This is a genomic window from Streptomyces sp. JNUCC 63 (assembly GCF_054366325.1).
On the sequence record NZ_CM135963.1, the window covers coordinates 5054340 to 5069274 of the forward strand.

Below are 14935 nucleotides of genomic sequence, written 5' to 3' on the forward strand. Positions count from 1 at the left end.
CGGTACTCCTTAACTACTGGCGCGCAGCCGGCGCGAGATGACGTAGTTGACGATGCCGATCACGATCAGGATCAGGAACATCGTCCAGGCGATCGCGGAGGCCCGACCCAGGTGCTGGTTCACCCAGCCCTGCTCGTACAGGTACAGGCCGAGGGTCTGGAACTGGTGCTCCGCGCCGCCGGAGGCGCCCTTGTTGGCGTCGAACAGCAGCGCCTCGCCGAAGAGCTGGCTGGCGCCGATGGTCGACACCACGGCGGTGAACAGGATGGTCGGACGCAGCTGCGGCAGGGTGACGTGGAAGAACTGCCGGAACCGGTTGGCGCCGTCCAGGGCCGCCGACTCGTACAGGTCCTGCGGGATGGCCTGCATCGCCGCCAGGTAGATCAGCGCGTTGTAGCCCGTCCAGCGCCAGATGACGATCGTGGAGACGGCGATCTGCGAGGGCCACTTGTCGTTCTGCCAGTCGACGTGGTCGAAGCCGACCGAGTGCAGCACCCAGTTGATCATGCCGTAGTCGCGCCCGAAGAGCAGCACGAAGACCAGCGAGGCGGCGGCGATCGAGGTCGCGTACGGCGCGAGCATCGCGACCCGGTAGAAGGTCGAGGCGCGCAGCTTGTAGTTCAGGATGTGTGCCACGCCCATCGCCATCAGCAGCTGCGGGACCGTGGAGATGATGCCGATGGTCAGGGTGTTCTTCGCCGCGTTCCAGAAGAAGTCGTCGTCGAAGATCCGGGTGTAGTTGCGCAGGCCCGCCCATTCCATGTCGGTCGGCGCGGTCAGCTCCACCGTGTGCAGCGAGGCCCACGCCGTGTAGATCAGCGGGAACAGGCCGAACGCGACGAAGAGCAGGAAGAACGGCGAGACGAACGCGTACGGACTCCACCGCACGTCCCGCTGCCAGCGGCGGGACAGCCGGGCCCGGCGCCGCTGCTCCGCCTGGTCGAGCCCGGCGCCCGCGGCCGGGCGGCCCGGGGCCGCGCCCCCCTCGGCGGGGGGCGCGGCGGTGTCGTGCCGGGTGGCCATACCGGTCACTTCTCCAGGTTGTTGTCGATGGTCTTGGTGGCCGTCTTCCACGCCTCGGCGGGCGACTTGCCCTTCGTCACGAGGATGACGCCGTTGTCCGTCAGGCCCTGCTGGATGATCTGGTCCTTCGGGCCGATCGGCTGGAGCGGGATGGTGTTGGCGGCCTCGGCGAAGATCTTGCCGATGGGCGCGTCACCGGTCATCTCGTTCTTCCCGCCGGTGACCTCGGAGCTGCTGTAGGCGGCCGGCGCGCTCGGGAAGCTGCCCTGGACGGCGAACAGCTTCGCCTGCTGCTCGGGAGCCGTCAGCCAGGTGATGAACTCCGTCGCCTCCTTCACGTGCTTGCCGCTCTTGGGCACGCCCAGGAAGGAGCCGCCCCAGTTGCCGCCCTTGGGCGGCACGGCGACGTCCCACTTGCCGGCCGCGTCCGGCTTCGCCTTGCCCTTGATGGTGCCGAGCATCCAGGGCGGGCAGGAGACGGTGGCGAACTTGCTGTTCGCGATCGTCTGGTCCCAGGCCGGCTGGAACTGGGTCTGCGGCTGGACCAGACCCTTCTCGGCGGCCTTGGAGGTCAGGTCGAAGGCGGCCTTGACGGCGGGGTTCGTCTTGTAGATGACCTCGCCGGAGGAGTCGTAGAACTTCTCCTTCTCGCTGGCGAGGATCGCGTTGATCAGGCCACCGGGGGAGTCCATGAAGTAGGTGCCCGAGGGCGCCTTCTTCTTGTAGTCATCGCCCACCTGGAGGAACTTGTTCCAGTCGCCCGCCCACAGCTTGCCGACCTCTTCGCGGTCGGTGGGCAGTCCGGCCTGCTGGTAGAGGTCCTTGCGGTAGCAGATCGCCATCGGGCCGATGTCGGTGCCGAGGCCGATGACCTGGCCGTCCTTGGTGGCGGCCTGCTCCCACTTCCAGTTCAGCCAGTTGCTCTTGTCCACGCCCGGGGCCTTGGACAGGTCCTCGAACTTGCCCGCCTGGGTGGCGACGACCTCGGCGATGTTGCCGACCTCGATGGCCTGGACGTCCATCAGGCCGCTGTTGGTGGTGAGGTGGTTGACGAGCGCCGGGTAGTAGTTCTCGTTCCGCTCGACGACGTTTTCCTGGATCTTGATGCCGGGGTGCAGCTTCTCGTACTCGGCGTAGAGGCCGGCCTCCTTGAAGCCCATGGTGCCGAAGAGCCCCATCGTGATCGTGGTCTTGCCACTGCCGCCGTCGTTCGGCGAGCCGGCCTTCTCTCCGCTGTCCTTGGAGCAGCCGGCCAGCAGCCCGGCGCCCAGCGACGCGGCTGCCGCCAGGACCACCGCCTTGCGGGAGGTGGAAAATCGTGCTCGCATTGCGTCCTCCTGTTGCCCTGACGTGCCGACCCCCCGGCCAACTGCATGGTTGGGCCCGTTGTGTGCTCGCTGCGGCTCGGGCGGGGAACGTGCGGGTTGTGTATGTGTCAGGTACTGTGGGAGCGCTCCCACAAGTGATGTGTTGAAGAGTTGCGGGTTCGAGCGGGGGTGTCAAGGGTGTGAGCGAGGACAAATTCGTTCAGTTATCGGCCTGTTAACTAACGCGGGAAATCGGGAGGTTGGCCTTCCGGGAGGGAGGGGCCGACCCGTCCGGACGGTCGCGCGAGGCCGCGGGCGGAACCGGAACGACTGCCCCCGGAACCGTCCTCGGGGGCGACCCCGGGGACGACCCCCGTTCAAGGATGACTGTTAGATTCCAGGCCAAAGCGGTTTTGACGGCGGAAGGGCGGAGCCAATGGCAGGCGCAGGCCACGGAGCACGGGGCCGGAGCGGCGGTCGGCCGACCCTCGAAGAGGTCGCCGCACGGGCCGGCGTCGGCCGCGGAACCGTCTCCCGGGTGATCAACGGCTCGCCCCGGGTCAGCGACGCCACCCGCGCCGCGGTGGAGGCGGCGGTCGCCGAACTCGGCTACGTCCCCAACACGGCCGCCCGCGCCCTGGCCGCCAACCGCACGGACGCGATCGCCCTGGTCGTCCCCGAACCGGAGACCCGCTTCTTCGCCGAGCCGTACTTCTCGGACATGTTGCGGGGCGTGGGCGCCGGACTGTCGGACACGGAGATGCAGCTGCTGCTGATCTTCGCCGGCAGCGACCGGAAGCGGCAGCGGCTGGCGCAGTACCTGGCGGCCCACCGGGTGGACGGCGTCCTGCTGGTCTCGGTGCACGCGGACGACCCCCTGCCGGACATGCTGGCCCAGCTGGAGATCCCGGCGGTGATCAGCGGCCCGCGCTCGGCGGGCGAGACCCTGACCTCGGTGGACTCCGACAACTACGGCGGTGCCCGCTCGGCGGTGGAGCACCTGCTGGCCCAGGGCCGCCGCACCATCGCCCACATCACCGGCCACATGGACGTCTACGGCGCCCAGCGCCGCGTGGACGGCTACCGCGACGCGCTGCGGGACGCGGGCCGGGAGGCCGACGAACTCCTGGTTGCTGAGGGTGACTTCACCGAGGAGGGCGGCCGTCGCGCGATGGCCCGTCTGCTCGCCCACCGCCCCGACCTGGACGCCGTCTTCGCCGCCTCGGACGTCACGGCGGCCGGTGCCCGGCAGGTGCTGCGCGAGGCGGGCCGCCGCATCCCCGACGACGTGTCCCTCGTCGGATACGACGACTCCGCCATCGCCCGCCACATGGACCCGCCCCTGACCAGCGTCCGCCAGCCCATAGAGGAGATGGGCCGCGCGATGATCGACCTCCTCCTCGCCGAGATCGCGGACCGCCGCCCGGCCGCGTCCCGGGGCCTGGAACGGCGGCAGGCGGTGCTGCCTACGGAGCTGGTGGTGCGGACGTCGTCGTAGCGGGCGACCCGGTGTGGCGAAAGATCGGCAGTCTGCTGGACTCTCGCTCTCCTTTTGCCGGGCTGTCTCCCGGCAGCGGGTTCCCAGGGTCGTTGTCGTCCCCCGGAGGTCCGGTTCCGCGGACCTCCGAGGACCTTCGAACCCGCACGTGATTCCCTCGGCATTTGGAGGCACCCTGATGCGGTGACGACTGAGGGAACGGCGGCCGGGGCATCGTCCGGGATGCGGCCGTGGCGGTTCGTGGTGTGGTTCGGCACGGTCAGCCTGCTCGCCGACTTCGTCTACGAGGGCGCCCGCTCGGTCACGGGTCCGCTGCTGGCCTCACTGGGAGCGTCCTCCCTGGTCGTCGGGTTCGTCACCGGTGCCGGTGAGGCGGCGGCGCTGGGGCTGCGCCTGGTCTCCGGCCCGCTGGCCGACCGCACCCGCCGCTTCTGGGGCCTGGCGATCGCCGGATACGTCCTCACCGTGGTGTCCGTGCCGCTGCTGGGCGTGGTCGGCACGCTGTGGGCGGCCTGCGCCCTGGTGATCGCCGAGCGGGTCGGCAAGGCGGTGCGCTCCCCGGCGAAGGACACACTCCTCTCGCACGCCACGGCCGCCACCGGGCGCGGCCGCGGTTTCGCCGTGCACGAGGCCTTGGACCAGGTCGGCGCTCTGGTCGGCCCGCTGCTCGTGGCCGGCGTGCTCGCGCTGACCGGGGGCGACTACGGACCGGCGCTCGGCATGCTCGCCGTACCCGGCATCGCGGTGCTCGCACTGCTGGTGTGGCTGCGCTCCCGGGTACCGGACCCGGAGGCCTACGAACGAGACGCGCCGGCCACGTCGTCGGTGCCGCCGGACGCCCCGGGCGGACGTCTCCCGGCGGCGTTCTGGACCTACGCCGCCTTCACGGCGGCCACCACGACCGGGTTCGCCACCTTCGGCGTGCTCTCCTACCACCTGGTCGAGCGGCATCTGCTCGCCGCCGTGTGGGTGCCGGTGCTGTACGCGGCGGCGATGGCCGTGGACGCCGTCGCCGCCCTGGCCACGGGCTGGCTGTACGACCGGCACGGTCCCCGGGTTCTGATCGCCCTGCCCGTGCTGACCGCGGGTGTGGTGGTGCTGGCGTTCACCGACACGCTCGCGGTGGCGGTGACCGGGGCGCTGGTGTGGGGGGCGGCCATGGGCATCCAGGAGTCCACCCTGCGTGCCACGGTCGCGGATCTGGTACCCAGCGGGCGGCGGGCGACCGCGTACGGGCTGTTCGCCGGCGTCGTCGGCGCGGCGAGTCTGGCCGGTGGCGCGCTGACCGGCGGTCTGTACGGCTACTCGATCCCCACGCTGATCACGGTGGTCGTGGCCATCCAGGCCCTTGCCGTGGTGCTGCTGGCCGTCATGCGAACCAAACGGCCCTGACGGCGGGGAGGTTGCCGGACGGCCCAGGCGGCCTCCACTCCGTGGACGTCTGCGGCTGCCCGCCGCGCCGGAGAAGAGCGACGGTTTCGGGATGGGGCCCGTTGACCGTCCACTCCAGGGGAGAGCGGCCCGCGCCGTGATCCTCACGAAGGCCGGTACCGGCGCCGTGCGCCAACAGTTCGCGCACTGCCTCGGATGGTGTCCCGCCAGGTGGTGCAGGGGATCAAGGCGCCGGAATCTGCAGGTGGGGGACGGTTGGCTTCGCCGGATCGAGTGTCCGACCCGTCCCAACGGGACACTTCGCGGGCTGCCGCTTCCCCGGAGATCGCCATGGACCTCGTGCCGGAACGTGAAGGGCTTGATCGCCTGCACCACGTCGTGGGACACGACCCCGCGACGCCCGGCCAGGAGGCACATACCCCTCTGAAAAGGGGGAGCATTCCGGCCTCCAGTGTTCACATGCCGCTCATTTGAGTGCGTGAGTTACATTCACTTGCCGGGTGCTCACCCTTTTCAGCAGGGTGGGTGTCATGAGCCCCCGGAAGATCGCGCCCCGCCGGGTGGTGTCCCCTACGAGCAGCAGCAGTTCCACGCCCTGATGACCGAGAACGGGGTCCTGTCCGTGCCACCGAAGGAGGCGGCCGAGATGGCCGCACACCTCCGGGCGGCCGTTGCCGCCCGGGGCGTCCTTCGCATGCCGGGGGAGCCCCGCGGCGTGTGACCATGCCGGTCGAGGAGGGCCTTGCCGTTGGGCGGAGGCGCGGCCGTCTCTGATCATCGGTGTGTGAAGACAAACGATCAAGCGGCGGCCGCAGGTCGCAGCGTGGACCCTGCCCGCTGGCAGGAGGCGTTCGAGGAACTGATGGGGCAGATGGGCCTTGGGGCGAGCCCCGTGGTCCAGGCGCGCCACGATGACTTGGGCTTCCCCCGGTCACTGGGCCGGCTCGCTGACCAGCTCGGCCCAGACCTGTTTGCCCCAACGGAACAGGTCGGTTCCCCAGCGTTCGGCGAGGGCGTCGACCAGGAGGAGCCCACGGCCGCTGGTGAGCAGGTCGTCGCCCGGCTTGGTCATCTCCGGCAGAACGTGGGCCTTGTCGACCACGCCGGTCCTCACGAACTGCTCGCTCGGCCGGGAGACGACGATCCGGATCACGCGGCTGTCGGTGTGCTTGACCGCATTGGCCACCAGTTCCGAGACGAGCAGTATCGCGGTGTCCGTCAGCTCCTCCAGGTGCCATGCGGCCAGGGCCGTCCGTACGAGCTTGCGGGCGACCTCGGCGCTCGCCTCGAGACCCGGACGGTCCGGAACCGGCTGACTGGAAAGACCCGTTGGCCTCATCCGCGTCAGCGGGAAGCATCGGAGGCAGTATTCCTGTGCGGGGCCGAAGAGCTGGGCTTCCGCCCGCCTGCGGCAAGACGCCCCACCAGCGAACCGGAGTCTCCCGTGAGGCGCAGGAACTCCCTCACCGCCACCACCGGTACAGCCGCCGCCGTCGTGGTGCCCATCGCGGACTCGCGACCGACCTCTGTCGGCACCTCCGACGTGATCCGTCTCCGCAGCGGCCTGGACGCCCTGGTGGCGCTGGACGCCGCCCGAGGCGGTCATGAGGACCTGGAACACGCGGATCTCGCCCCGTACGCCAAGACCCGCGCGGTGAGGGGGCTTGCCGGCCGGGTACGAGAAGTCGCCGCCGCGAAGTCCTGAAGCGGAGACTGACGGGGAAGCTGCCGACACCCCGAAGGCACGACTCCGTCTGTCTTCGGGGCGTTGGCCGAGCGCACGTTTTCGTGTCGAGGCAGTGGATGGCTGACATCGGAGCGCCGGCCGAGAGTTCTCTTCACGCCCTGCCGGGAGGCGTGGGCCCATCATCGGGTCCGGGGCGGAGTCTGCTCACTGGGGCTGGTTTCCGTGTTTGCGGCTGGGGAGGGGGGCGTGCTTGGTGCGGAGCATCTCCAGGGCCCCGATGAGCCGGCTCCGGGTCTCCGCCGGATCGATCACGCTGTCCACGAGACCGCGTTCGGCCGCGTAGTACGGGTGCATCAGCTCCGCGCGGTACTCCTTGACCAGGCGCGCGCGGGTCGCCTCCGGGTCCGGCGCGTTCGCGATCTCACGCCGGAAGACGACGTTCGCCGCTCCCTCGGCCCCCATCACAGCGATCTCGTTGCTGGGCCAGGCCAGGGACACGTCCGTGCCGATGGACCGGGAGTCCATGACGATGTAGGCCCCGCCGTACGCCTTGCGCAGGATCAGCTGGACACGCGGCACCGTGGCGTTGCAGTAGGCGTAGAGCAGCTTGGCGCCGTGGCGGATGATGCCGCCGTGCTCCTGGTCCACGCCGGGCAGGAAACCGGGGACGTCGACGAGGGTGACCAGTGGGATGTTGAACGAGTCGCAGGTCTGGACGAAGCGGGCGGCTTTTTCCGACGCATGGATGTCCAGCACCCCCGCGTACGAGGCGGGCTGGTTGGCGACGATGCCGACCACCTGGCCGTCCAGGCGCGACAGGGCGCAGACGATGTTGGTCGCCCAGGCCTCCTGGATCTCGAAGAAGTCGCCGTCGTCGACGATCTCCGCGATCACCGGCCGCATGTCGTACGCCCGGCCGGGGTCTGCCGGGACCAGGTCGAGCAGCGCCTCGGTGCGGCGGTCCGCCGGGTCGGTGGCGGGCTCCGCCGGGGGAAGCTCGCGGTTGTTGGACGGCAGCAGTGACAACAGGTAGCGAACGTCCTCGAGGCAGGACTCCTCGTCGTCGTACGCGAAGTGGGCCACGCCGGAGACCGATGCGTGGGTGTCGGCGCCGCCGAGCGCGTCGTGCGAGATGACCTCGCCGGTCACCGCCTGCACCACGTCGGGCCCGGTGATGAACATCTGCGCGCTGCCACGGACCATGAAGACGAAGTCGGTCAGCGCCGGGGAGTAGGCGGCGCCGCCGGCGCACGGCCCCAGGATCACGCTGATCTGCGGGAGGACCCCGGAGTTGCGGACGTTGCGGGAGAAGATGCCGCCGTAGCCGGCGAGCGCGGTGACGCCCTCCTGGATCCTGGCTCCGGCACCGTCGCACAGGCCGACGACCGGGGCACCGGCGGCCTCCGCCAGGTCCATCAGCTTGTGGATCTTCTCCGCGTGGGCCTCCCCCAGGGCACCGCCGAAGATCCGGAAATCGTGAGCGTACGCGAACACGGTGCGGCCGTAGACCCGTCCCCAGCCGGTGACGACGCCGTCCGTGTGCGGACGGCGGTCCTCCAGGCCGAAGCCGGTGGCCCGGTGCCGCCGCAGCTCTTCGATCTCGGTGAACGTACCGTCGTCGAAGAGCAGCGAGACGCGCTCGCGCGCGGTCAGCTTCCCCTTGGCGTGCTGCGCCTCGGTCGCCCGCTCGCTCGGGCCGCGGCGCACGCTTTCGTGCAGCTCGGCGAGCTCGGCGGCACGGTCACGCAGGTGGCCGCCCCCGACAGCCGCCGGTATCGGCGGCTCCTTCTCGACAACGCTCATGGACGCCAGCGTGCGCGAGCCCGCTCAAGGCAGGCTCAACGGTCTCTGTACGAAGGGGTGGAGAGCGGCTCGACCCGGGCCGTCCAGCCTTGGCCCATGACTCACCTTCAACGGCGCTCCGTCGTCCTGATGTTCCCGGGCACGGGGGCGCAGCACGCGCGGATGGCGGCCGGGCTCCATGGGCACGAGCCGGTCTTCACAGAGGCGGTCGACACGGTCCTGGCCCTGCTCGGCCCGGAGGGCGAGGCCATACGGTCCGACTGGCTGGCCGACGAGCCGGCCGAGCCGCTGGACGCCGACACGCGCTCCGCACCCCTGCTGTTCGCCGTGAACTACGCCATGGGACGTCTGGTCGAGAGCTGGGGCGTCCGCCCGGACGCCTATCTCGGGCACAGCATGGGCGAGTTCACCGCGACCGTGCTCGCCGGGGTGTTCGGGCTGGAGGACGCGGTCGGGCTGCTGTGGGAGCGCGTCCTGCTGCAGCGTGACACCCCGGCGGGCGGGATGCTCGCGGTGGCGGCGGCCCCTGAGGAGCTGACCGGATACCTGCGGGACGGTGTGGTGGTGGGCGCGGTGAACGCTCCACGGCACACGGTGCTCTCCGGCCCGGAGGAGCCGCTGCGCGCGGTGGCGCGGAGGCTGGCGGCCGACGGCAGGACCTGCAGACGGCTCGCGACGCGGAGTCCGTACCACAGCCCGGCGCTGGCGCCCGTCGTGGACCGGACCGAGGCGCTGATCCGCGGCTTGCGTCCGTGCCCGCCGCGTGTCCCGGTCTACTCCGCCTACACCGCGCGGCCGCTCGGCCCGGAGGAAACGGCCGACCCCGCGTTCTGGGCGGTGCAGCCGACGGCTCCGGTGATGTTCTGGCAGACGCTGGAGCGGGTGTTGCGGGACGACGACCGGCTGCTGGTCGAGGCGGGCCCGTCGCAGACCCTCGCGGTGCTGGCCCGGGGGCACGAGGCCGTGCGTGCGGGCCGCAGCGCGGTGGTCACCACGCTGCCTCCTCGGGCCCGGGGGCCCGAGGAGGACCGGCGGAGCGTGCGCGCGGCGCGCGAGCGGCTGCTGGCGGAGGCGGGGCGGGACCCCCGGGAACCCGTAGGGCCCCAGGAGTCCCCGAAGTCCCAGGAGTCCCGGAACTCCCCGAAGTCCCAGGAGTCCCGGAACTCCCCGGAGCCCCGGGACGGTCACTCCGGAAGGTTGCCGGTGGAGCTGCCCGCCTCGTAGGGGGTGCTCACGCCGTCGTAGGCCAGGTGCAGCACCATTCCGTCGCGGGCGTGGTCGAGGTTGTGGCAGTGGTCCATCCACAGGCCGGGGTTGTCGGCCGTGAACGCGACCTCGTACCGCTCGCCCGGCGCCACGTTCAGCGTGTCGGTCCACCACGGACTGCCTGTCGCCCGCTCGCCGTTCCTGGAGAGGACGAGCATGCGGTGGCCGTGCAGATGCATCGGATGGTCGTCGAGGCTCCGGTTGACGAAGGTGGTGCGCACCCGGTCCCCCTCCCGTACGAGCAGGGCGGGGATGTCGGGATGGACGGCGTTGTTGACGGTCCACAGCACCATCGGGCTGCCGTCGAAGAACCCGAAGCTGTTGCCGAGCACGAGGCGGAAGTCCCGGTCGTACGCCGTGCCGTGGCCGAAGGGCGTGCCGGCGCGGGAACCGTAGTGCAGCGGGTCGAACAGCGGGCCGGTGACGGCGGCCGGGGGCTTCGCGGCGCCGGTGGGGTCCAGCAGCAGCGACGCCGTTTCCGTCCTGCCCTCTCCGTACGCCCCGTCCTCGCCGCAGCCCTCGAAACCGCCGTTCGCGCCCACGGCGTTGGCGTCGCCGACCACGGTCAGCTGCACGGGTCCGGCCGGCTGACGGAAGGTGACGTCGTACCGGCCGCCGCCCGCGACGCGCAGCCGCCGTCCCTCGACGTCCGTGGGGCCGGACACGTCGTTGCCGTCGATCGCGACGACCTTGAAGGCGGTACCGGCGACCGAGTAGGTACGGGGGCAGTTGTCGGCGTTGACCAGGCGCAGCCGGACCGATGTTCCGGCGGGCACCTTCTCGCGCCGCGCCCGGGTGTCGTCGCCGAACGCGGTGCGCATCGGGCCGCCGAGTCGCCCGTTCCGGCCGCTGAGCGCGCCGCCTCCGCCTCCCCGCGGCGGTCCGGCGGTCCGGCCGTTCGCGCCGTCGACGGACCAGGCGTGCGCGACGACGGTCCGGTCCAGGCCCGCCGGCCGCGCGCCGGGCTCCTCCACGATCAGCGCGCCGAACAGGCCGCGTGCCACCGCCGTACTGGACTGCTGGTGCGAGTGGTACCAGAAGGTGCCCGCACGGTCCGGCCGGAAGCGGTACACATGGCGTTCGCCCGGCCGTACGGCGTCCTGCGTGACACCGGCCACGCCGTCCTCGGCATTGGACACGTCCACGCCGTGCCAGTGCACCGTGACGCCGTCCTCGACGTTCTGGTTGACCAGGACCACCTCCACCAATTCACCCTTGCGTACCCGGAGTTCAGGGCCGGGGAGCTGTCCGTTGAAGGCGAGGGCCGCCACCGTCTCGCCCGAGGCGAGGCGCAGGGTGCGCTCGGTCGCGGTGAGAGTGAAGCGCCGGTCCGGTTCGCCGGTCCGTGGCCCCGTGAGGGTGGTGAGATCGCGTGCGGGTGCCTGTCCGGCCGCCGGGCCGCCGCCCGCGTCGTACGCGTGCAGGTGGTGGGAGCCGTCCGTCCGGCCCGGCAGCCGGCTCTGCTGGGCCATGAACGTGCAGCCGCCGACGGACAGCACGGCGGCGCAGGTCACCACGGCGGTGGAGCGCAACAGGCGCCTGGCCCGGGTGGGCGGCCGCCAGCCGGGGGAGTCCATGGCGGTCCGGCGTGACTGCTGGCGCAGGAGCAGCGCGCCCGAGGCCACGGCCAGCACCGCCACCTCCAGCACGAGCAGGCCCGCGTACGGCGGGGCGGGCGGATGCAGCGTGAGCAGCGCACCGGCGAGGACGGCGACGAAGCAGGCCCGGACCGGGACGACCAGCCGGGGCCGAGCGGCCGCGCGGCGCAGCGCGGTCTCCTCCGCGTCCGCGTCCGTGCGTACCGAGTGATCCGCGTCTGTGCGTACCGGGTCGTCCGCGTCTGTGCGCACCGGGTCGTCCGCCCCCGTGCGGGCCAGCCGCCAGTAGGCGGGCACCGCGAGCGCCACGACCGCGACGGCGGCCGACGCCGGCGGCACGGCCGCGAACAGCACGAAGTCGTCGGCCGCCCACCACCCCGCGGCCCCGGCGAGCGCGAGGGCGAGGGCGACCCGCAGCGCGAGCACCAGCAGGCAGACACACAGCAGGACCAGGCCGAGCCGGGCCCTGCGCCGGATCGAGCGGGCTGTGCCGCGGAACGCCAGGAGCCGCGCGCCGCGTGCCGCGAAGCCCCAGAAGACGGCTGCCAGCACGGCCCACAGCACGTTCTGTTCATAGAGGTTCTCCACCATGCGGTCAGCGTGGCGCGCGTCCGTCGAGCCTCCCTCGAGGCGGCTCGACCATGCTCGCCCCGGCCGTGGCAGCCGCCCGGCCGAGGTGAGCGGCAGAAAGGGCCACATGATGGGGGAAAGGCGTTGTGCGCTGGTCACGGGCGGGTCGCGGGGCATCGGCCGCGCGATCGCGGTCCGGCTGGCACAGGAGGGCCATGACATCGCGTTCTGCTCCCGGTCCGCCGACGAGGCGGCCCTGGAGACGGTCCGTCTCGTCGAGGAGGCCGGGGCCGCCGTCCACCACGCCGTCTGTGACGTCACCGACGCCGAATCCGTCCGCCGGTTCACCGGCGAGGCGGAGGAGAAGCTGGGCCCGCCGTATGCGGTCGTCAACTCCGCCGGTGTGCTGCGGGACCGCCCGATGGCGCTGATGTCGGCACGGGACTGGACCGCCGTGGTCGGCACCAGTCTGGACGGGACCTTCAACGTCAGCCGCGCGGTGCTGCGCGGTCTGATCACCCGCAGGGCCGGCGCGATCGTGAACGTGTCGTCGGTCATCGGTGTGTACGGCAACCCGGGGCAGACCAACTACGCGACCGCCAAGGCGGGGCTGAACGGCCTCACCCGCGCGCTCGCGAAGGAGGTCGCGCCCTACGGGGTGCGGGTCAACGCGGTGGCGCCCGGGTTCATCGAGACCGACATGCTGGACGGCATGACGGCCAAAGCCCGCGAGGCCGCCGTGGGGAAGGTCGCCATGGGCCGCTTCGGCACCGCGGAGTCCGTCGCCGCGCTGGTCGCGTTCCTGCTGTCCGACGCCGCCGACTACATCACGGGCCAAGTGGTGCAGATCGACGGCGGGATATCGCTGTGAGGGGGCGGCGATGACCTCGGACGGCGTGGCACCCACCACCGCCGCCCCGGCCCAGGACGGCGGTCCCGCCCGGCCGGTGCGGGCGATGTTCCGCGAGCGCTGGTTCAGCACGCTCTTCATGACGGACATGTGGGAGCGGTTCAGCTTCTACGGCATGCAGGCCCTGCTGTTCCTCTACGCGACGGCGCCCGCCGCGGAGGGCGGCCTCGGGCTGTCCGACGGCACGGCGGGGGCACTGTTCGGGCTCTACATCTCGGCGTCGTTCCTGGCCGCCATGCCCGGTGGCTGGCTCGGCGACCGGGTGCTGGGCACCCACCGGGCGATGCTGAGCGGGGCCCTTGTCATCGCGGCCGGCCACGCCTGCATGGCCGTACCCGCGCACACCACCTTCTATCTCGGCCTGCTGCTGGTCGCGTGCGGCACGGGGTTGCTCAAACCCAACCTGCCCGTGATGTTCGACCAGATGAACCCGGGCGCCGACAGCTCGCAGCGCCAGGCGGCCTTCTCCCTCTTCTACATGAGCATCCAGGTCAGTGCCCTGCTCGGCCCCCTGGTCACCGGGGCACTGGGCGAGCGCGTCGACTGGCATCTGGGGTTCGGTGCCGCGGCGGTCGGCATGGTCTTCGGCGTACTGCAGTACCTGCACGGCGCGCCGTCGCTGCGCGGCGCCCGGACGGGGCCCAGCCGTCCGCTGCCGCCCGCCGCGCTGCGCCGGCTGGTCCGCGGTGCCTGGGCGGCACTGGCCGGCGCGGTGCTGCTCGTCGCCGGGGTCGCGGCGACGGGCGGGCTGCCGCTGCGCCCCGTCCTCGCGGTCTGCGGACTTGCCGCGCTCCTCGCGCCTGTCTGGTACTTCCGGCGGCTGCTGCGCGGCCGGGACGTCGACGAGGCGGAACGGGCCCGGATCCGCGCCTTCCGGCGGATCTTCGTGCCGTCGGTGCTGTTCTGGGCGATGTACAGCCAGCTCGGCTCGGTCTTCAGCCTGTTCGCCCGGGAGCACACGGACCGGGACATCGCGGGGTTCACGGTTCCCGCCAGCTGGTTCCAGTCCGCCCACCCGCTGTTCCTGCTGCTGCTCGCCCCGCTGTTCGCCTGGCTGTGGCTGCGGATCGGCGCCGGGGCCGGTGTCGTACGGAAGTTCTCCGCGGGCCTGCTGTGCGCGGCGGGCGGCTTCGCCGTCCTCGCGGCCGGCGCCTGGTTCGCGGGCGACGGGGACGCACGCGTGTCCGCCCTCTGGCTGCTCACCGCGTTCCTCTGCATGACGTGCGGCGAGCTGGTCTTCGGCCCGGTCGGACTGAGCACCACCGCGGAGTCGACGCCAAAGGGCCACAACAGCCGGATGATGGGCCTGTTCTACCTGGGCGCGGCACTCGGCGGCGGCGTGGGAGGCCAGTTGTCGCACCTCGTGGGCGTCCTGCCGCTGTGGACCTACCTGGCGGGTTTCGCCGCTGCCGCCGTCGTCATGGCCGCTCTCCTGTCCCACAGAACGACTCAAATCTGACGTCGAGTTTGTCTGGACACCGGCTCAAGCCGCCGCGTACAGCCTGGATCCCACCCGGTCCGACCGCTCCGGACACGACCCGAAGGAGTCCCCATGGCTCATCGCACGCTCATCGTCGCCCGGATGAACCACGACGACGCGGACAAGGTGGCCGCGCTGTTCGCCGAGTCCGACGCGACCGACCTGCCGCACATGATCGGCGTTCAGCGGCGCACGCTGTTCCGCTTCCACGGCCTGTACTTCCACCTCGTGGAGGCCGAGGAGGGCATCAACGACAGTCTCTACAAGGCCCGCAGCCACCCGCTCTACCAGGACATCAACACCCGGCTCCAGCAGTACATGACGCCGTACGACCCGTCGTGGCGCGAACCCAAGGACTCCATGGCCGAGCCCTTCTACAGCTGGACGCCCTGATCCCCCAC

The 14935-nt window shown here is 71.4% G+C and carries 12 protein-coding genes; 7 read left to right on the plus strand and 5 right to left on the minus strand.

The window, feature by feature from the left end; genetic code table 11:
• Positions 1-9: 9 nt before the first annotated feature.
• Together ACX25U_RS23285 and ACX25U_RS23290 are read right to left on the minus strand one after the other, a co-directional pair.
• Positions 10-1023 carry a carbohydrate ABC transporter permease gene (locus ACX25U_RS23285; protein WP_454394463.1) on the minus strand — a complete coding sequence of 338 codons (1014 nt, stop codon included), beginning with the start codon at positions 1021-1023 and terminating at the stop codon, positions 10-12.
• Between the two features lie 5 nt (positions 1024-1028).
• Positions 1029-2351: an ABC transporter substrate-binding protein gene (locus ACX25U_RS23290; protein WP_454382830.1), complete on the minus strand. Its 1323-nt coding sequence runs from the start codon at positions 2349-2351 to the stop codon at positions 1029-1031.
• A 415-nt stretch (positions 2352-2766) separates the two neighbouring features.
• On the opposite strand from ACX25U_RS23290, the gene ACX25U_RS23295 reads away from it, so the two are divergent.
• Positions 2767-3828, plus strand: coding sequence for a LacI family DNA-binding transcriptional regulator (locus ACX25U_RS23295; protein WP_454382831.1), 1062 nt, complete (start codon positions 2767-2769; stop codon positions 3826-3828).
• A 183-nt stretch (positions 3829-4011) separates the two neighbouring features.
• Positions 4012-5220 (plus strand): MFS transporter, encoded by a 1209-nt coding sequence (locus tag ACX25U_RS23300; RefSeq protein WP_454382833.1) that lies wholly within the window; start codon positions 4012-4014, stop codon positions 5218-5220.
• A gap of 931 nt (positions 5221-6151) precedes the next feature.
• Here the strand turns inward: ACX25U_RS23300 and ACX25U_RS23305 are convergent.
• Positions 6152-6559 carry an ATP-binding protein gene (locus ACX25U_RS23305; protein WP_454382834.1) on the minus strand — a complete coding sequence of 136 codons (408 nt, stop codon included), beginning with the start codon at positions 6557-6559 and terminating at the stop codon, positions 6152-6154.
• A 105-nt stretch (positions 6560-6664) separates the two neighbouring features.
• Here ACX25U_RS23305 and ACX25U_RS23310 point away from each other — a divergent pair, with 105 nt between their 5' ends.
• Positions 6665-6925 carry a hypothetical protein gene (locus ACX25U_RS23310; RefSeq protein ID WP_454382835.1) on the plus strand — a complete coding sequence of 87 codons (261 nt, stop codon included), beginning with the start codon at positions 6665-6667 and terminating at the stop codon, positions 6923-6925.
• 186 nt (positions 6926-7111) lie between these two features.
• On the opposite strand, the gene ACX25U_RS23315 is transcribed toward ACX25U_RS23310, so the two are convergent.
• The gene (locus ACX25U_RS23315) at positions 7112-8710 is read right to left on the minus strand and encodes an acyl-CoA carboxylase subunit beta (RefSeq protein WP_454382837.1); all 1599 of its coding nucleotides are present in this window, start codon (positions 8708-8710) and stop codon (positions 7112-7114) included.
• 96 nt (positions 8711-8806) lie between these two features.
• Between ACX25U_RS23315 and ACX25U_RS23320 the strand changes: the two genes are divergently transcribed.
• Positions 8807-9934: an acyltransferase domain-containing protein gene (locus tag ACX25U_RS23320; RefSeq protein ID WP_454382838.1), complete on the plus strand. Its 1128-nt coding sequence runs from the start codon at positions 8807-8809 to the stop codon at positions 9932-9934.
• Here ACX25U_RS23320 and ACX25U_RS23325 read toward each other — a convergent pair.
• Positions 9895-12165, minus strand: coding sequence for a multicopper oxidase family protein (locus ACX25U_RS23325; RefSeq protein ID WP_454382840.1), 2271 nt, complete (start codon positions 12163-12165; stop codon positions 9895-9897). The two genes, ACX25U_RS23320 and ACX25U_RS23325, sit on opposite strands and share 40 nt — an antisense overlap.
• Before the next feature lie 109 nt (positions 12166-12274).
• Between ACX25U_RS23325 and fabG the strand changes: the two genes are divergently transcribed.
• From fabG to ACX25U_RS23340, 3 genes are all read left to right on the plus strand, one after another.
• Entirely contained in the window at positions 12275-13015 is a 741-nt protein-coding gene (gene fabG, locus ACX25U_RS23330; protein ID WP_454394465.1) for a 3-oxoacyl-ACP reductase FabG, read from the plus strand.
• A gap of 10 nt (positions 13016-13025) precedes the next feature.
• A complete protein-coding gene (locus ACX25U_RS23335) occupies positions 13026-14513 on the plus strand; it encodes a peptide MFS transporter (protein ID WP_454382841.1) in 1488 nt (495 codons plus the stop codon).
• A gap of 93 nt (positions 14514-14606) precedes the next feature.
• Entirely contained in the window at positions 14607-14927 is a 321-nt protein-coding gene (locus ACX25U_RS23340; protein WP_454382843.1) for a TcmI family type II polyketide cyclase, read from the plus strand.
• The last annotated feature ends 8 nt before the right edge of the window (positions 14928-14935 follow it).